17 protein-coding genes are annotated in these 18,040 nt (G+C 37.0%); all 17 read right to left on the reverse strand.

The annotated features are described in order from the left end of the window. Positions 1–213: 213 nt before the first annotated feature. Positions 214–1,545, reverse strand: coding sequence for a flagellar hook protein FlgE (locus C7390_RS02240; RefSeq protein WP_022502704.1), 1,332 nt, complete (start codon positions 1,543–1,545; stop codon positions 214–216). Positions 1,546–1,655: 110 nt separating this feature from the next. After that, the gene (locus C7390_RS02245; protein WP_055174398.1) at positions 1,656–2,084 is read right to left on the reverse strand and encodes a TIGR02530 family flagellar biosynthesis protein; all 429 of its coding nucleotides are present in this window, start codon (positions 2,082–2,084) and stop codon (positions 1,656–1,658) included. A gap of 69 nt (positions 2,085–2,153) precedes the next feature. Further along, positions 2,154–2,711, reverse strand: a complete 558-nt coding sequence (locus C7390_RS02250; RefSeq protein ID WP_055174395.1) for a flagellar hook assembly protein FlgD — start codon at positions 2,709–2,711, stop codon at positions 2,154–2,156. A gap of 55 nt (positions 2,712–2,766) precedes the next feature. Further along, positions 2,767–4,125: a flagellar hook-length control protein FliK gene (locus C7390_RS02255; RefSeq protein WP_055174392.1), complete on the reverse strand. Its 1,359-nt coding sequence runs from the start codon at positions 4,123–4,125 to the stop codon at positions 2,767–2,769. A 63-nt stretch (positions 4,126–4,188) separates the two neighbouring features. Then, entirely contained in the window at positions 4,189–4,962 is a 774-nt protein-coding gene (locus C7390_RS02260) for a MotE family protein (protein ID WP_055174390.1), read from the reverse strand. A 17-nt stretch (positions 4,963–4,979) separates the two neighbouring features. Then, a complete protein-coding gene (fliJ, locus tag C7390_RS02265; protein WP_022502709.1) occupies positions 4,980–5,432 on the reverse strand; it encodes a flagellar export protein FliJ in 453 nt (150 codons plus the stop codon). Between the two features lie 89 nt (positions 5,433–5,521). Beyond that, positions 5,522–6,907: a flagellar protein export ATPase FliI gene (fliI, locus tag C7390_RS02270; protein ID WP_022502710.1), complete on the reverse strand. Its 1,386-nt coding sequence runs from the start codon at positions 6,905–6,907 to the stop codon at positions 5,522–5,524. A 79-nt stretch (positions 6,908–6,986) separates the two neighbouring features. Continuing rightward, positions 6,987–7,820 (reverse strand): FliH/SctL family protein, encoded by an 834-nt coding sequence (locus C7390_RS02275; RefSeq protein WP_055307031.1) that lies wholly within the window; start codon positions 7,818–7,820, stop codon positions 6,987–6,989. Continuing rightward, positions 7,813–8,838, reverse strand: a complete 1,026-nt coding sequence (fliG, locus tag C7390_RS02280) for a flagellar motor switch protein FliG (protein ID WP_055174387.1) — start codon at positions 8,836–8,838, stop codon at positions 7,813–7,815. The genes C7390_RS02275 and fliG overlap by 8 nt, the downstream gene beginning before the upstream one ends. A gap of 25 nt (positions 8,839–8,863) precedes the next feature. Further along, positions 8,864–10,471 carry a flagellar basal-body MS-ring/collar protein FliF gene (gene fliF / locus C7390_RS02285; RefSeq protein WP_022502713.1) on the reverse strand — a complete coding sequence of 536 codons (1,608 nt, stop codon included), beginning with the start codon at positions 10,469–10,471 and terminating at the stop codon, positions 8,864–8,866. 17 nt (positions 10,472–10,488) lie between these two features. After that, positions 10,489–10,821, reverse strand: a complete 333-nt coding sequence (locus C7390_RS02290) for a flagellar hook-basal body complex protein FliE (RefSeq protein ID WP_022502714.1) — start codon at positions 10,819–10,821, stop codon at positions 10,489–10,491. 67 nt (positions 10,822–10,888) lie between these two features. Next, positions 10,889–11,374: a flagellar basal body rod protein FlgC gene (flgC, locus tag C7390_RS02295; RefSeq protein ID WP_022502715.1), complete on the reverse strand. Its 486-nt coding sequence runs from the start codon at positions 11,372–11,374 to the stop codon at positions 10,889–10,891. Between the two features lie 64 nt (positions 11,375–11,438). Next, entirely contained in the window at positions 11,439–11,831 is a 393-nt protein-coding gene (flgB, locus tag C7390_RS02300; protein ID WP_022502716.1) for a flagellar basal body rod protein FlgB, read from the reverse strand. A gap of 252 nt (positions 11,832–12,083) precedes the next feature. Beyond that, positions 12,084–12,854 carry a GTP-sensing pleiotropic transcriptional regulator CodY gene (codY, locus tag C7390_RS02305; protein ID WP_022502717.1) on the reverse strand — a complete coding sequence of 257 codons (771 nt, stop codon included), beginning with the start codon at positions 12,852–12,854 and terminating at the stop codon, positions 12,084–12,086. A 174-nt stretch (positions 12,855–13,028) separates the two neighbouring features. Then, positions 13,029–15,098: a type I DNA topoisomerase gene (gene topA / locus C7390_RS02310; RefSeq protein ID WP_116443523.1), complete on the reverse strand. Its 2,070-nt coding sequence runs from the start codon at positions 15,096–15,098 to the stop codon at positions 13,029–13,031. Between the two features lie 88 nt (positions 15,099–15,186). After that, positions 15,187–16,314 carry a DNA-processing protein DprA gene (gene dprA, locus C7390_RS02315; protein WP_022502719.1) on the reverse strand — a complete coding sequence of 376 codons (1,128 nt, stop codon included), beginning with the start codon at positions 16,312–16,314 and terminating at the stop codon, positions 15,187–15,189. Further along, positions 16,311–17,954: a YifB family Mg chelatase-like AAA ATPase gene (locus C7390_RS02320; RefSeq protein WP_318255767.1), complete on the reverse strand. Its 1,644-nt coding sequence runs from the start codon at positions 17,952–17,954 to the stop codon at positions 16,311–16,313. Before C7390_RS02320 ends, dprA begins: the two co-directional genes overlap by 4 nt. Positions 17,955–18,040 lie beyond the last annotated feature (86 nt).

Genomic DNA, 18,040 nt, shown 5'->3' on the forward strand with positions numbered 1-18,040 from the left:
CAAATTATTGCAATATAATACTGACATTTTTCTACATATTTTCTTAATTAATCTGACAAATAATAACGAAATATTTCTTTATATCTTTTGTCTGCATAACTTATAGAATAAAATTCTGAAACATTCTATCCTTTCAATAAAATAATGGAACGCGGCAGAATACTCTTCTGTAGCGTTCCATAAATATGAATCGCTTTGTTATGATAACCTTAATTATCTCTTAAGATTAATAAGCTCCTCAAGCAAAGTATCTGATACTGTAATAATCCTTGAGTTAGCCTGATAGCCTCTCTGAGTTGTTATCATTGTAGTGAATTCCTGTGCAAGATCCACATTAGACATCTCTAATACTCCCGACTGGATCTTACCCTTTGTAGCTGATATATCTTTTCCTATTCCATCGAACTCACCTGAGTTAAGTGTTGCAGCGTATAAGTTCTCTCCAACCTTCTCAAGACCACCAGGGTTAGTGAATTCTGTTACAGCTATCTGTCCAATAGTCTTAACATCACCATTGCTATAGCTTGCATTAATTCTACCCATTGTATCAATACCGTAAGATGTCATTGTACCAACAGCCTTACCACCACCAATATAATTGCCAGTTGTTGCATCCTTGATACCATATGTCTGTTTGATTGATGACTTATCTGCTATCATCTTAATTCCTGACATATCAACAGTTAATATATGAGTTCCTTCAGCACCAATATTATCAAGCTGTGGATCATTAGCTGTTGGACTCTCAACTGTAAATTCAATATTAGCATTAGCTTCATTAGAAAGACCTGTAACTGAATTAAACACAAGTGTGTTACTTGTTGTAAGTGTAAGGTCTGTCTTTTCGCCATCCTTTGTTATTGAAGATGCTGTTATTGAGTATGTAACATCATTACCTGTCTGTCCTTCCTTATGAAGAACTACTGTTGCCTGATATAAACTACCAAGGCTGTCATAGAAGTTAAGCGTTGTTGTTACATCATCAGACTCTGTTGAATTAATATTACCAGCAAGTGTAAGTCCTGTTGTTCTTTCTGGTAATGTATATTTAACAGCATCACTTTCAAGATAAAGAGGTGATACCTTATCCTTTAATATCTCACCAGTCTCGCTGTCAACCTGCCATCCAAGTACGCTTGCACCAGACTGTGTAACCAATGCACCTGACTCATCCTTTGTAAAGTTACCAGCTCTTGTAAAATATGTATTACCACCGCTGCTTACAATAAAGAATGCGTTACAGCCTGTAATAGCGAGATCAGTTGCATTATCTGTTCTCTCTGTTGCACCTTCTGTTGTCATTGCTGTTGATATAGAACCCACTGAAGAGCCAAGACCAATCTGCATAGCATTAGTACCACCTTTACCTGTATCGGCATTAGGTCCTGTAGCTGTCTGTGTTGTCTGGTAAAACACTTCACTAAATGTCATCGACTGTGATTTGTAAGCTACTGTATTAACATTTGCAATGTTATTACCTATAACATCCATTCTTGTCTGATGTGATTTTAAGCCTGACACACCAGAGAACAATGCTCTCATCATAATATTATTCCTCCATACTGCGTAACCGCGTTATTTAATATTCTTATTAAACATTGAGGCGTATCATCTCATCTGTCAGTCAGAGATGAATAACATCCTTACCGGTCCTGTTACATAACTACTGCGCCATCAATATTGGTATAAATGTTGTCATCACTTGAATTCTGGTCAATAGCTGTTATTACTGTCTTCTTATCAGTATTGACTATGAACGCAAGATTATCAACAAGAACCAAAGACTCTTTGATTCCTTTGCTATATGCCTTCTTCGTTCCCTCTTCAAGCCTTATCATCTGTTCGTCAGTTAGTCTTATATCTCTCTGTTCAAGTCTTGCATCTGCATGTTTAGTGAATTTAAGCCCATATGCTACACCTGAAGTTCTGTCTGCGACAAGCTCATCAATTGACTGCTGACGACTTAATATTTCAGTAAATGAAGGGCCATCATATGTGGCATTAACATCCTGTTTCTTTCTCTTACTGATAACCTCTGCCATTCTTTCAATTGAAGTAACGCTGCCATTGAGTATATTATTCATAGACATCTCCCATCTTACATCAATTAAATTAAAGCATTATGTACATTCAATCCCTTTCCTGTACGAATTCTATTCTTCTGACCCAGCTGCTTCTGACTTATCAGTAGAATCTGTGCTGTCCTTTTTATCATCTGTTGAATCAGTACTGCCTGTTGTGCTGTCTGTACTTCCAGATGAACTATTAGAACCATTAGATGCATTCCATTTTTCATAGTAATCTTTGTCAATCACCTGATCAACATCATTAATATCATAAAGACCGCCGTTAATACCAAGATATATTATACCATCAATCTCCTGCCAGCCATTAACCACACCACCAGCATAGCCAGATGTATTCATATCTGTCTTTACAATAACAGCTTTACCAATAAGATTAGATGCTGTCTGGCTAAGCACTTTTTCATTCATCTCTGTTGTAGCTTCTACCTGTGAGAATGTTGCCATCTGAGCCATATAATCTGAATTACTTGTTGGTTCAAGCGGATCCTGATTCTGCATTTCTGCTACTAAAAGGCTCAAGAAGTTCTCCATATTAAGTGTGTTAGACTTCTTAGTATTCGTTGTCTTAGATGTAGAACTGATAATCTGGCTTTGCGATACTGCATTAGATGAATCTACTGCCATATGTGTTCTCCTTTCTTTATTCAATTAAAATAGTAATTTAATACATGTCTTTGTTCTATGCAAGATATTCAACACTGCTTCCCTCTGCCTTAGGTGCTGGAGCTGTACTCTCTAAATCTTCTTCTAATTCATCATCAAATGAAGAAAGATCAAGCTTTCTATGCACCTTGCTTTCGCCCTGCTTTCTTTCAGATTCACTCTGTCCGAAATTCTGGCCTGCTTCAAAGCTATGTGCCATAACTGTAATCTCCACAGCATCAACTTTAAGTCCCTGACTTTCAAACTGCTCCCTTAATGTAACCATCTGGTTCTCAAGTGCTGTCTTTACCTGCTCATTCTGAGCTGCAATCTGTGCAGAGACAATTCCGTTGCGGGCTGTAACTGTAATGTGCACGCTTCCAAGATGTTCTGGATTAAGCATAACTTCCATACTTGTAAGTTCTCTTGATGCCATAAGCTTTACACTGTCTATAACCTGATTGACGATGTCGGCTTCTTTAACCGTTGAAATATCTTCTGTTATAATGTCAGCAAATGTATCTGTAATATTAGATATCATATTATCCGCAACATCAGCATATGTAACTTTGTTGTTGGCTTCGTTAGACTCCGACATATTATTCTTTGCCTTGCCATCGCTTTCTGTTGTAATCTTCTTAGCAAGAACTTCACTTAAGCTTTCCTGATTATCTACTGTCTGGTTAATATTATCATCTGCATTCTTAGCATCTGATTCTTTAACATTATCCTGCTTAGCTGTATCTTCTGAATTAACTACAGGTGCTATATCGTTCTGTCCAAGAACAATTCCAACTTCTTCTGTCTTAACTCCAAGCATACCTGCTATATCAGCATTAGCTTCATCCACAACATTGATAATGTTATTAAAGCTCTGCATCATATCCTCATTAGTTATTAGTGTAAGTGCATCTGTTCCTGTAAGCTGTTCAATAAGCTCTGCTACTTTGGCAGTTGAAAGAAGATCCAGTGCTGTAAGCCCAAGTAACTCCATAGCCACTTTGATGTCTTCATCTGATACATCGAATTCTTCTTTAATAGCATCTTTAATATCTTCGCACACTTCTTTTACTGTATCTGTGACATCTTTATTATCTGCCTTGGAATTAACATCTGATATACTAGATGTATCAGCATTCTTAGCCGAACCTGTAACACTGCTCTTATCTTCTGATGTATTATTCTTTGCAGATATCTTATTAGTGTTAGTATTCTGAACATTAATAAGGTTATCTTTGATATTAGTCTTGCCAATATTACCATTAGTTGCCCCATTTGCAAGAGAATCTGCCATCACTGACTTGAAATCGCCCGATTTCTTAGCTGATGCCTTAGTCTGTGCAGTTCCAGACACCTTATTGGTGCTACCTGTTCCAACTACTGCTGGACTAACCATATGTATTCCTCCTTTCTTGTAATGATTATATGTAATAAGACATTATGTCTGATTACCAAAATATTATGGATGAGTAATCTTTGTAATCTTAGCTGCATATACCGGATCCATCTCTGCAAGTACAGCTGCTCTCTGCTTAGATGTCATACACTGTAATATCTGTGATACAAGGTTCGTATCACCTGTCATCTCTTCAAGAATTGCAGCGGCACTGGCTGCATCCATCTTAGCATATGCCTCTGCCCAGTCCTTAATCTTCTGAGAATACTCAAGATCTTTTATAACCTGCTTATATAATTCTGCCGCATTATCTGCATCTATAGACTCATACCACGATTTGTAATTGGATATATCTGGTGCATTATCTGTATAGACAACTTCCCTGTCGAACTTATCCTTTAAATCCTGATAATACTGTGCGTTATCTTCAAATACTTTTAATCTGGCAATCTCTGCCTGTAAATCAGCAATTGTTGATGAATCAGCTGTTCCTGCATCCTTATACTGTGCAAGTTCTGCTTCGAGTTCATTAATTCTGTCTATTGCCTCAGCAAGATTCTTATACTTGCTTCCTGTCTCTTCAGCTATCTCTTCATCTGTTGCCTCTGGAAGAATTCTGTTGATAACTGGAACATTCTTAAGGAATGGTCTTAGCATACTTCCTATTCCACCGACATTCATCTTTATCAACAAGCCAAATATGACAAGCCATATAGCAATTACAACCACTACAATAAATGCGTTAAGAAGCTTATTGCCGCCTGAACTTTCTTCTTCATCATTCAGATCTAAGCTGTCATCAATATCTAATTCTTCCTTGGATTTCTTCTTTGCCATAGTAATCTGCTCTCCGTTTATTCGTCTTCTTCTCTATCATTATAATTAAAGCTTACAACTTCATCAATCTCTTTCATCTCCTGTGCATTAAGCTCCTGTAGGAACTGCTCAAAAGCCTTTTCTTTCAGCTTTTCCTGAACCTTTCTTTCCTTAACTGCATCTGCAAGACGCTTCATTGAAGCCTCAACATTTCTTTCCGCCAGCTTAACCATTACAGCCTGGTTCTTTGCCATATCTTCTGTAATCTTAATAGCTTCATTACATCTTCTGATCTTAGCTATATCAAGCTTTCCTATAGATAGCTGCGAAGCCTGTACCTTATACGAATTAAGTGTTGACATAATATTGTGCATCTTCACTTCCTCATCATGAAGTGCTCCAAGCATCTGGGCATATTCTGTCTTAGCCTGTGTCTCCATTCTTTCTTTTATGTTAAGTACATTCTGCATACTATATATGAATTTTGCCATATTATATCAGCCCTCATACCTGTTATATTTTATCACAACTTATCGATAATTGGTATATATTTACATTAGATATATTAAGATTTCAACATTTATCGTCTTGCCTGTGCTCTCTGTGGTGCTTTTGGCTGTTCGCCAAGCTTCAGGCTTCCATTCTCAAAATCCTCATAATCACTGAACAAATCATATAAAGCATTCAATTCTTCATCCAGCGAAAACTTCTCATCTGTCTGCTGCATAAGAAATCTGTTAACAGCATCTATCTTGGATATCGCATAATCAATATTCCTGTTCGAGCCGCTCTTATAAGCCCCAATATTAATAAGGTCTTCCGCTTCATTATATGTAGCAAGCACTGTCTTTAACCTGCCTGCTGCTTTCTTATGTTCCTTGGATACTATCTGGCTCATACATCTTGATATACTTTGAAGCACATCAATAGCAGGATAATGATTCTTATGTCCTAACTTTCTTGAAAGCATTATATGACCATCAAGGATACTTCTTGCCGTATCTGTAATAGGTTCATTAAAATCATCACCATCAACAAGAACTGTATACAGACCTGTAATTGAGCCTTTATCTGACATACCTGCTCTCTCAAGCAGCTTAGGCATCTCACTATATACACTCGGTGGATAACCTCTTGTAACAGGTGGTTCACCAGATGCAAGTCCAATCTCTCTTTGTGCCATAGAGAAACGTGTCAATGAATCCATCATAAGAAGAACATCTTTTCCCTGATCCCTGAAATATTCTGCAATAGCTGTCGCTGTCTTAGCAGCCTTATTTCTTATAAGTGCCGGCTTATCTGATGTAGCAACTACAAGAACACTTCGTTTCATACCTTCAGGACCTAAATCCCTCTCAACAAATTCTCTTACTTCCCTGCCTCGCTCGCCTATAAGTGCAATAACATTAATATCTGCCTTTGTATTTCTTGCAAACATACCTAGCAATGTACTCTTACCTACACCACTACCTGCAAATATGCCAATTCTCTGTCCTTTACCTACTGTAAGCAGGCCATCAACTGCCTTAACTCCAAGTGGAAGAATTTCACTGATAATCTCTCTTTCCATAGGATCTGGTGGTGCAGCTTCTACCGAATAAGCACTCTCAAGGTTAAGCTCTGCACCGTCTGTAGGATTGCCAAGTCCATCTAAAGTATGTCCTAAAATATCATCTCCAACCTTAACCTCTAATGGTTTTTCAGTATTCTCAACAATACTTCCAGGTCCAATTCCATCAACAACATCAAATGGCATAAGAAGAACTCTAGAATCCTTAAATCCTACCACCTCTGCAAATAACACCTGACTTCTGTCAGCTGAGTAAATTTTACATAAATCATTAAGCTTGGCATCCGGTCCTATTGACTCTATTGTAAGACCTACAATCTTAGTAACCTTTCCAAGCTTCTTATAGAAAGATTTCTCTGTCAAAGAATAATATTTATCTATATTTAGTAGTGACAAATCTTCTTCCTCCCTGTATCTGTATAACAATATGCCAGAGTACCTGCCATATAATTATCATTTTATATAGCTTTATAACTTACATACAGCTTAACAACTTAATATCCTTAATAAGATTGTTAAGTTCTATATCAAGGCTACAGTCAAATACACCTGCATCTGTCTCTATTATACATTCATTCTTCTTCATTGTTGTATCTGCAACAATATCAAGATTAATCTCTTTAGATACCGCACAATATATCTTGCCCTGATTATTTGTTAAGAACTTATAATCTTCTGGTGAAACCTTAATAACAAAATCATTGCTTGTCTCTGCATTCTTAAGGACATTACCGATAAGGCCAAGTATTATATCCTGATTATCATCAGATACAACTCTTGTAACTTTTCTGAATACATCAGTTATTGTATTAACAAGCTCTGGCTCAATAGCTGCTTTAAGCTGTTCATATTCATTTGTTAACTGTTCAGCCTTTGCTTCATAATCTCTTGCAAGCTGAGCCGCCTTATCTTCGTATTCCTGTCTTGCACCTTCTGCACCTTGTTGGTATCCTTGCTTCTTAGCTTCTTGTAAAAGCCTGTCCGCCTCCATATGTGCCTGTGCAAGAATTTCATTAGCCTCATCCTTGATACTCTGTGCTTCGTTGCTGGCATTCTCTATTATTGAAGCAGCTTGTGCTTCATAACTGGCATCAGTTGCCGCTTCTTCATTCATATCGTCTTCTGAACCTGTGAGCAGCTGTTCTACAACATCTGCCTTAAGTCCATTAACAAAACCGTCTGCATCAACATTATCTTTGTTATTCTGAATTTCTATAATATGCTTTAACTTACTTTTAACAAGGTCGTTATAATCTATAACTCTCTCATCACTACTTACTGTAGTGCCTCTTTTTAACAGATTAGACAATTATCTCGTCACCTCCGCCTCTTGCAATAACAATCTCTGCTGAATCTTCAAGCTTTCTTATAATATTAACAATCTTCTGCTGTGCCTCTTCAACATCCTTCATACGAACAGGTCCCATATATTCCATATCTTCCTTTATCATAACAGCAAGACGCTTTGAAAGATTATTAAGAATAACATTCTGAACTTCTTCTGCAGCTCCCTTAAGGGCAAGAGCAAGATCTCCATTATCAACATCTCTAAGAACTCTCTGGATTGCTCTGTCATCAAGCGAAAGAATATCTTCAAATACGAACATTTTCTTACGGATTTCATCAGCAAGCTCTGGCTCTTCGACTTCGAGAGTTTCCATAATATGTCTTTCTGTTCCTCTGTCAACAGAATTGAGGATTTCAACAATGGCATCTACACCACCAACAATTGTGTAATCCTGATTTACTAAAGAAGCAAGCTTCTTCTCAAGTACCTTTTCAACCTGCTTGATAACATCTGGTGATGTTCTATCCATCTGGGCTATTCTCCTTGCAACATCTGCCTGCTTTTCAGGTGGCAAAGATGATATAACTGCCGATGCCTGTGAAGGTGGAAGGTATGATAATATAAGAGCAATAGTCTGTGGATGCTCATCCTGTATAAAGTTGAGCAGCTGTGAAGAATCTGTTCTTCTGATAAATTCGAATGGACGTACCTGAAGGCTTGCTGTAAGTTTTCCTATAACAGCCTTTGCCTTTTCTTCTCCTAAAGACTTCTCAAGAAGCTCTTTAGCGTATCCGATACCACCTTCTGCAATATACTGCTGTGCAAGACACACTTCATAGAAATCATTGAGCACCTGCTCTTTTGTCTGTGGAGATACACTGCTAGTATTAGCAATTTCAAGTGTAAGCTGTTCTATTTCGTCTTCTTTAAGATGCTTGAAAATCTGTGCTGATTTCTCAGGTCCAAGTGCTATAAGAAGTATCGCAGCCTTTTCAACTCCATCCATATTTTTTTCGCCGTTAGCGTTCTGTCGTGCCATTTATCCTCACTCCCAAATCAAATCATTAATTCCAATCTTCATTAAGCCAGTTACGCAATAGCAATGCAACAGCTTCTGGATTCTCGTCCACGAACTTCTCGATTGCCTTTCTCGTCTCTGACTTCTCCTGTAAGTCAATATCGTCAACTGATGGCTGGTTCTCTCTCGTAGAAGCAAGCATTTCCTCAACAGAAAGCTCTGGTTCTTTTTCTTCCACTGTAAGAGGTCTTGCACTTCTAATAATCACAAGCACAAGGATTCCAAGTATTGCAGCTGCAAGTACAATCTGTACCCAGAACGATGCCTTGCTTAATATATTGCTTGAAGCCTTATCCTGGAATGAATTCTTCTGGTAAGCCACTACTGATATATTAGCCGGGTCAATACCTGTACCCTTTGATATAATATCCACCCACGAATTATCAACATTAAGTGTTACTGGTTCAGAATTCTCACTCTTAAATGTATCCCAGTCTTTTCCATCAAGATAACCAAGCTTCTTAGCCTGTGTCTCTTCATATGTAACATTCTTAATAAGTGTTACAGCTATAGATGAACCATTTTTCACTATAGCACCTGGGTCTGTATTAGTTGTTGTTACAAGCTCGTTAGGAAGATAATCATATTCCTTAACAGTATATGTAGATGTTGATGTTGTACCATCTGTAATATCATATGTTGTTCCACTGTTACTTGTTGTACCAGGTGTACCACTTGCACCATTAGTACCTACAGACTCCTGTTCATAAGAATGACTGTATAACCCTTCTTCTCTTCCTTCCTGTGCTGTATATTCTTTTGCAATTGTATTAACTGTATTCCAGTCAAGTTCATAATTAAGTGTTATAACAGCATCATCATATAATCCTGTTGAAACAATATTTCTAAGAAGCGAACTGCTTGTTGTAGCTTCAATCTGTGATTTGTACTTTAACTTGCTGTTCATTCCCACACCTGATGTTGAATTATTACCAGCAGCTCCATTAAATAATGTATTACCTTTGTTATCTATAATAGTAATGCTCTTAGTTGAATCATTGCCAACCGCCATAGCAAGAAGCGAAGCCATACTCTCAGCTGCATCTTCATTAATATCCTTTGTTGTAACGAGTTTAACTGCTACTGTAGCATCTGATGCTGCCTGATAAAATGAATTAGTCTTCTCAGGCATATTAATTGTAACGGAAGCATCCTTAACTCCGTCCATATCCTTAAGATCGCCCTCTAGCTTAGTCTCAAGATAATGGGCATACTGCTTGGTACTGTCCGAATCTGTTGTTGTAAAGCTTCTCTTCATAGCATCTTCAAATGTATAGCCATCTGACTGTATATTCTGGCTTGCAAGAAGCATTTTACAGGCTGTAAGCTCTTTGGAATTAACACTTACTACCATATTATTAATTTTATATTTGTGATTATTGTCCGTAAGCAGTGTAGTTACCGAATTCATCTCTGTATAATCTTCACACGTTACAAGTACCTCATACTTAGGTCTTGTAAGCACAATTGCCACTATGCTCACAACCGCTATAAAAGCAACGATTGAACCTATTATTAATACTCTTTGTTTTACTGACCAACTCTTCCAGATGTCTAATAACTTCTGAGGGATCTGTTTCAATTTATCTGCCATTATTAACTCCTAAGTAATTATATCTGCATATTCATTATTTCTTTATATGCCTCAAGTGCTTTATCTCTTATTGCAACTGTATATTGCAGGGCAATATTAGCTTTCTGCTGATACACTCCTAACTCGTGTGTATTAGTCATATTACCAAGTGCATAATCAACTTCCGCCTGCTGTGCCTGCTGAATATATGAATTGGTACTATCCAATAGTCCCGAAACAGCATTAAATACTGAATCAAATGATGAGTCATCTGTTGTGCCTGAAGCTGTATTAGTCTTATTAGTTAAAAGGTCAGACACCTTATTAACATAATCACTCCCAAGCGAATTAACTGCTGTTGTTAAATCCATATCACAATTCCTCCATCCAATCTATATTAATTAATCTTTTATCTGATGATATAATTCAATCCCTGAATTATGACTGTCCGATAGTAAGTCCCTTTGATGCCATATCTTTACTTGAGTTAAATGCTGAAATATTAGCTTCATATGACCTTGATGCATCTATAAGGTCTGTCATCTCCTGAACAACATTAACATTAGGATATGTAACATATCCATTCTCATCTGCATCCGGATGAGATGGGTCATATACCATATTCATATCTGTAGAAGTATCATCATATATAGATGTAACTTTAACACCGCTGCCCACTACTCCACCATTAGCTGCTCTTAACGCATCTGCAAATGTTGTTCCTGATGATGAATAAACTGACCTTCCAGCCATACCTGATGTAACAGTCTTTTCTGTAAATACAACCGACTTCTTAACATATGCTGTTCCGTCACTTGTTCTTGTAGTATTAGCATTAGCTATATTCTGTGAAATAACATCTGTTCTTAACTGCTGTGCTGTCATTCCTGATGCACTTATATTAAATGCCGCAAACATTGACATATCAATAATCCTCCAATCCCGCTTTAAATAAATATTAACTTCTTTAGTAAACTAACCAGTCTTATTACTTAAGTACCGCTTTAAAACGTGTAAATTCATTATTCATACTGTCAATCAAGCCATTATAATTAAGCTGTTCTGATGCAAGTTCAACATTCTCTGTTGATAAATCCACATTATTACCATCTAATCTGTATGATAAAGTAGAATTATCAGTATAAGTTCTCATAGTAACATCATTATAATTAATATTGTTAACTCTGTTAGTAAGAGATGTTGAATCTCCTCCTGAACGGCTCAATGCAGACTTTAAATAAGTAGTAAATTCCACATCCTGTCTTTTGTAATTAGGTGTATCAACATTAGCTATATTATTAGTCAATACTTCCTCTCTCGCCCAGCTTGCATCAGCTGCGGTCTTTAATACATCTACATAACCAAACATTCCCGAGCTCATATATACCCCTTTCCAATTATGGACATTAAACATAATTACACTAACTACCATTATAATAATTTACGACAAAAAAACAAGTTTTTTTTAATCTTTTTGAATATTTTGCTGTATTTTTACAAAAACACTTAATATTTTATTACTAAAATAAAAAAGGAAGAGCTGACAACAGCTCTCTCCCTCTATAACCATACAAACAATTCATTAATAATTGCTTTATATATGCAATTACCCATCCACATATATCATACATAATTAATCATCAAGTTTAGAAAGCTCTTCAAACACATATTCATTAACGACTTTTATATATGTTCCTTTCATTCCTGATGACTTGCAGTCAATAACACCCGCACTCTCAAATTTTCTTAAAGCATTGACAATTACTGATCTTGTTATGCCGACATTATCAGCAATCTTACTTGCGACAAGCGTTCCTTCATTACCATCAAGTTCTTTAAATATACTCTTAATAGCATCAAGTTCAGATGTTGACAGTGTATCAATAGCTGATCTTACTATCTTCTTCTTTCTGCTTTCCTCTGCAGTCTCTTCATTAACTGAACGCATCATCTCAAGTCCAACTACTGTCGTGCCATACTCGCTTAAAATAATATCGTCTATTTCATATGAGCTGTCACTCTTATACATAAATAATGTTCCAAGCCTCTCTCCAGCTATCTCCACAGGAGCAATTAACGCCTGAAACTTCTTTACATTCTCAATTGTAAATCCTAATGTTGAAAGATTAACATTCTCCTTGGTTGACAATACACTTAACAATCTTTCGTTAAGCATCTCATCAACAAAGCCGCCTACCTTATCATATACAAGCTCACTGATTACTTCAACACCCTCATAGTATCCAGTGCCAAGGACTTTACCTTTTCTGCTTATAACAAGAATATTAGACTCAAGTATACCGCTTAACACTGCACACATATCATTGAATTCAACTCTTGCAGAATGATTGTTATGCAGAAGCTTATTAATTTTTCTTGTCTTATCCAAAAGTTGTACACTCATCTTTTATTCCTCCATATATTAAATTACACCGATAAACATCTGTATAATCAAATACTATCACACAACTTTTGAATTTTCAACTAATTTACCACATTTTATCTGACAATTCTCTGTAAAACATACCCAAATTGTTCATTATCACTTTTTAATTTGATATATGTTACATATCAATTATCATTTTTTAGCAGTATCTAATATATAACCGCACTCTTCATTGGCACATACAAGCTTGTTGCCTTTTATTAGCATTATGCCACCGCACTTAGGACACTTCTTATCCGATGGTCTCTGCCAGCTCATAAAATCACATTCCGGATATCCCTCACAACCATAGAACATCCTTCCTTTCTTAGTCTTCTTAAGAATTATATCCTTACCACACTTTGGGCAGGCAACACCAATCTTTTCAAGATATGGCTTGGTATTGTGGCACTCTGGAAATCCAGGACACCCTAAGAACTTGCCATGTGGACCATATTTTATAACCATATTACGTCCACATTGGTCACATATTACATCTGTAACTTCATCTTCTATCTTTACATTTTCAAGATCCTTTTCTGCCTTATCAACAGACTCCTTTAAATCTGGATAGAAATTCTTTATAAGCTCTTTCCACTTAACATCTCCGTCAGCAACTCCATCAAGAAGCGACTCCATATTAGCTGTAAAGTTGACATCAACTATCTGCGGAAATGCTTTCATCATTGAGTCATTAACAGCCTTTCCAAGCTCTGTTACATAAAGATTTTTCTGTTCCTTAGCGATGTAATGTCTTGCAATTATAGTTGATATTGTAGGAGCATAAGTACTTGGTCTTCCTATTCCAAGCTCCTCAAGAGCCTTTACTAATGAAGCTTCCGTAAAATGTGCTGGTGGCTGTGTAAAATGCTGTACTTCCTTAAGTTCTTCCAAAGAAAGCTTTGAATTCTCATCAATACCTTTTACTAAAGCATTAGCCTCTTCCTTGTCATCATCACTCTTGTATACAGACATAAAACCATCAAATGAGAGCTTTGAAGCTGATATATTAAAGCGGTAATCACCAGCAGCTATCTTAACAGAAGTTGTCTCATATACAGCCTGTGCCATCTGGCTTGCAACAAATCTTTTCCATATAAGCTGATATAATCTGAACTGATCCCTTGATAACGACTCTTTAATAACAACTGGAGTAAGTGTAATATCAGTTGGTCTTATCGCTTCATGGGCATCCTGTATCTTTTTATCTTCTTTTTTCTTAAGGTCATCTTTCATAAGATACTCTGCACCATAATTAGCTTCAATATATTCCTTTGAAGCTGCCTGTGCTTCCTCTGCAACTCTTGTAGAATCAGTTCTTAAATATGTTATGACACCAATAGTTCCCTTGCCGGCAATATCAACGCCTTCATATAACTGCTGTGCAATACGCATAGTCTTGGCTGTAGCAAAGTTAAGTGTCTTTGAAGCCTCCTGCTGTAATGTACTTGTTGTAAATGGAAGTGGGGACTTCTTAATCTTCTCCCCTCTCTTTATGCTGTCAACGCTGTACTCACAGCCTTCAAGCTTTTTCTTGATATCTTCCATCTGTTCTTTATTCTTGATATCAATCTTTCCATTGACATCACCATAGAACTTGGCAGTTACTGGCTTTTTCTCTCCCTCTACGTCTAAGACTGCATCCATTGTCCAGTATTCTTCTGGAATAAAAGCATCTATTTCATTCTCCCTGTCACATATTATTCTCAATGCCACAGACTGTACTCGTCCTGCACTAAGACCTCTCTTTATTTTAGCCCAGAGTACAGGGCTTATACTGTAGCCAACAACTCTGTCAAGAGCCCTTCTTGCCTGCTGTGCATCAACAAGATTCATATCTATCTTTCTTGCATCTTTTATAGCTGCTTTAACTGCTGTCTTAGTAATTTCGTTAAATGTTATTCTGTATATATCCTTATCTTCCAACTTTAACGCCTTAGACAAATGCCACGATATAGCTTCCCCCTCTCTATCGGGATCGGTTGCAAGATATACTTTATCAGCCTTCTTGGCTTCCTTACGAAGTGCGGCAAGTATCTCGCCTTTACCACGGATTGTAATATATTTAGGCTCAAAATCATTCTCTACATCTATTCCCATCTGGCTTTTCGGAAGATCTCTTACATGCCCTTGAGATGCCATAACTTCATAATTAGAACCCAAAAACTTTTTAATTGTCTTCACCTTTGCTGGTGATTCCACTATTACAAGATACTTTGCCATTAATATTAACTCCTTTAATATATGCTACCACAATGCCTAATCTCTAACAAAACAATATATTCTACTGTCTTTTAGTATTAACCAAAAGCTACACTCTTGCATAACAATTATGTGCAGTCTCTTTGATTTTACCCTCTAATTCCAATTCAACTAAGGCACCGCTTACTGTCTGTAATGATAATCCTGTCTTATTAATTAGTTCATTAATACCCACTGGATACAAATCCACACAACTATACACCATATTTTTAGGTGTTGCAAGTTCAAATTGTGATACAGATTCCAACTTTTGCAGATATTCCGGTATACCGTTAATGCCTGACAGCTTATTTTTTATCCTGTCACACTCTAATATATCCTCAGCTTTAGTCATTATATAAGCTCCTGATTTTATAAGTTCATTACAGCCCTCACTTAATGAATCTCCAACTCTCCCCGGTATAACATATACATCCTTATTCTGCTCTAACGCCTGGTCTACAGTTATTAACGAACCACTCTTTGCCCTTGCCTCAACAACTACAACTGCATCAGACAGACCGCTTATTAATCTGTTTCTTTCCGGAAACTGTCCACAGACCGGTTTTACTCCTGCCGGATATTCTGACATTACACCACCAGTCTTTTTTATATCAGTAAACAGCCCTATATTACAAGCTGGATAACAAATGTCAACTCCACTTCCTAATACTGCACAAGTATATCCTGAATTATCAAGTGTTCCTTTATGTGCGGCAGTATCTATCCCAACAGCCATGCCACTTATAATCTGTATTCCATATGAAGACATCTCATATGCCAGCCTGGCCGCTACCATCATTCCATATTGACTTGCCTGCCTCGAACCTACAATTGCCACTGAAGGCTTATCACTGTCAGGAAGCTTTCCATTATAATATAGTCCATATGGATAATCATATATTTCCATAAGCTGTGCAGGATAGTCCGCTTTCCCCGGATGTGTGAATTTAATACTGCTTTTCACTAAGGCATTATAATCCCTATATATCTGTTCATCTTTAACTGAGCTGATTATATTTTCTGCATCTTTGCAAGACAATCCGCAGCATTTTAAATATTCTGAGCCAGCGTTATATATTTCCTTAGGGGAATCGAATCTTTTCAACAGCTTACTAATCTTTCTTCTTCCTATGTTTCTAATATTATTAAGCCAATACCAGTAATATTCTTCAAGAAATTCATCATATTTTATCAACTTTTCACCTCACAGTTCTTATAGAATAATGCTTCCGTAAGGTGCTCTTTTTCTATATTAACACTTCCCTTCAGATCAGCGATTGTCCTTGCTGTCTTTAGAACTTTATTATATGCCCTGGCACTCATATTGTGCTGCTTATACATTCTCTCCATAAGCTCATTGCACTCCACATTCAATGTACAGTATTTATGTATTTCCCTCACTCCCATCTGCGAATTATAATTAATATCAAGCTTTTTGAATCTGTCCTTTTGCATTTGTCTTGCGGCTTCAACTTTATTTTTCATATCGGTAGAATTATATATAGTATCCACATTTCCCTTATTCCTCATAACTTCATAGGATACCTCATCAACCTTAACACACATATCAAATCTGTCCCACATAGGATTGCTTATTCTTCCTATATATCTTCTTATGTCATATTCCGAACAATGGCACCTGTTCCTGTCAGGATAATAGCCGCATTTACACGGATTGATAGCTGCTGCAAGCATAAAATGTGCTGGATATGTATACGCTGCATTAACCCTTACAAGCGTTATAACCTTATCCTCCAAAGGCTGTCTTAACGCTTCCATAATAACCTGATTAAATTCCGTCATCTCATCCAAAAATAACACACCACCCTCCGATAACGTTATTTCTCCCGGTCTTGGCACAGCTCCTCCTCCAAGCAACGCCGCCTGTGTTATTGTATGGTGTGGATTTCTAAATGGTCTTTTTACCATAATTCCACCCTCACTATCCAGCAGTCCTGCGACACTATATATCTTCGTAAGCCTTAACTGCTCCTCATAATCCATATCCGGCATTATTGTCGGTATTCTCTGGGCAAGCATTGTCTTGCCGCTCCCTGGTGGACCTATATACATTATATTATGCATACCTGATACAGCTATCATCGTTGCACGCTTTGCAGCTTCCTGCCCTGATATATCACTATAATCAATATTATAACTGCACGAGTGATTATTATTTTTCACTTCTGAACCATATGTAAACTTAACCCGCGAGCGTTCCAATACATTATAAGTATCATTATTAATGTTGCCATCTGACTTATTACATTCACCAGATTTCACATCAGCCTGCTTTATATTCTTTCTACTTCCATCTATTACGGCTATATTCTTTAATATCTCTATAGTCTGGCTTAGCGTTTCAACTCCATATATATTAATATTATTCATAATTCTGCCCTCTGCTATATTAGCCTTCGGAATTATGCAGTTGTCAATTCCTGCCTCTTTAGCCGCACATACCATAGGAAGCACTCCTTTAACCGGATTAATGCTTCCGTCAAGACTTACCTCGCCTATAATCAATACATTTTCCAATATCTTTAAATCAAAACAGCCATTTGCCGCCAGTATCCCTATTGCAATTGGAAGGTCGTATATTGTGCCCTCCTTTCTTATATTGGCTGGCGATATATTAATAACTATCTTCTGCGGTGTAAGTTCAATACCCGAATTCTTAATCGCCACCCTGACCCTGTCTTTCGCCTCTCTTACCTTAGACCCAAGTGCTCCACTCATATCAAATGTCGGAAGTCCAAAACCAACGTCTGTTTCTACATTAACAATATATGCATCAATTCCGTATACAGCCGCACTTATCACTCTGCTAAACACATCTCACCCTTTTCCTTTCTCAAACTTATCACTACAACTATAACTAAAGCTATAGCCATAACTAAAACGATTATAATAACTACAAT

Origin of the sequence: Bacteroides galacturonicus, from assembly GCF_003096855.1 — a bacterium.
Taxonomy (GTDB): Bacteria; Bacillota; Clostridia; order Lachnospirales; family Lachnospiraceae; genus Lachnospira; species Lachnospira rogosae.

Excerpts from the sequence above, each read along its gene's own strand:
- C7390_RS02240 (WP_022502704.1), bottom strand. The coding sequence starts at position 1,545 with ATGATGAGAGCATTGTTCTCTGGTGTGTCAGGCTTAAAATCACATCAG.
- C7390_RS02245 (WP_055174398.1), bottom strand. The coding sequence starts at position 2,084 with ATGAATAATATACTCAATGGCAGCGTTACTTCAATTGAAAGAATGGCA.
- C7390_RS02250 (WP_055174395.1), bottom strand. The coding sequence starts at position 2,711 with ATGGCAGTAGATTCATCTAATGCAGTATCGCAAAGCCAGATTATCAGT.
- C7390_RS02255 (WP_055174392.1), bottom strand. The coding sequence starts at position 4,125 with ATGGTTAGTCCAGCAGTAGTTGGAACAGGTAGCACCAATAAGGTGTCT.
- C7390_RS02260 (WP_055174390.1), bottom strand. The coding sequence starts at position 4,962 with ATGGCAAAGAAGAAATCCAAGGAAGAATTAGATATTGATGACAGCTTA.
- fliJ (WP_022502709.1), bottom strand. The coding sequence starts at position 5,432 with ATGGCAAAATTCATATATAGTATGCAGAATGTACTTAACATAAAAGAA.
- fliG (WP_055174387.1), bottom strand. The coding sequence starts at position 8,838 with ATGGCACGACAGAACGCTAACGGCGAAAAAAATATGGATGGAGTTGAA.
- fliF (WP_022502713.1), bottom strand. The coding sequence starts at position 10,471 with ATGGCAGATAAATTGAAACAGATCCCTCAGAAGTTATTAGACATCTGG.
- C7390_RS02290 (WP_022502714.1), bottom strand. The coding sequence starts at position 10,821 with ATGGATTTAACAACAGCAGTTAATTCGCTTGGGAGTGATTATGTTAAT.
- flgC (WP_022502715.1), bottom strand. The coding sequence starts at position 11,374 with ATGTCAATGTTTGCGGCATTTAATATAAGTGCATCAGGAATGACAGCA.
- flgB (WP_022502716.1), bottom strand. The coding sequence starts at position 11,831 with ATGAGCTCGGGAATGTTTGGTTATGTAGATGTATTAAAGACCGCAGCT.
- codY (WP_022502717.1), bottom strand. The coding sequence starts at position 12,854 with ATGAGTGTACAACTTTTGGATAAGACAAGAAAAATTAATAAGCTTCTG.
- topA (WP_116443523.1), bottom strand. The coding sequence starts at position 15,098 with ATGGCAAAGTATCTTGTAATAGTGGAATCACCAGCAAAGGTGAAGACA.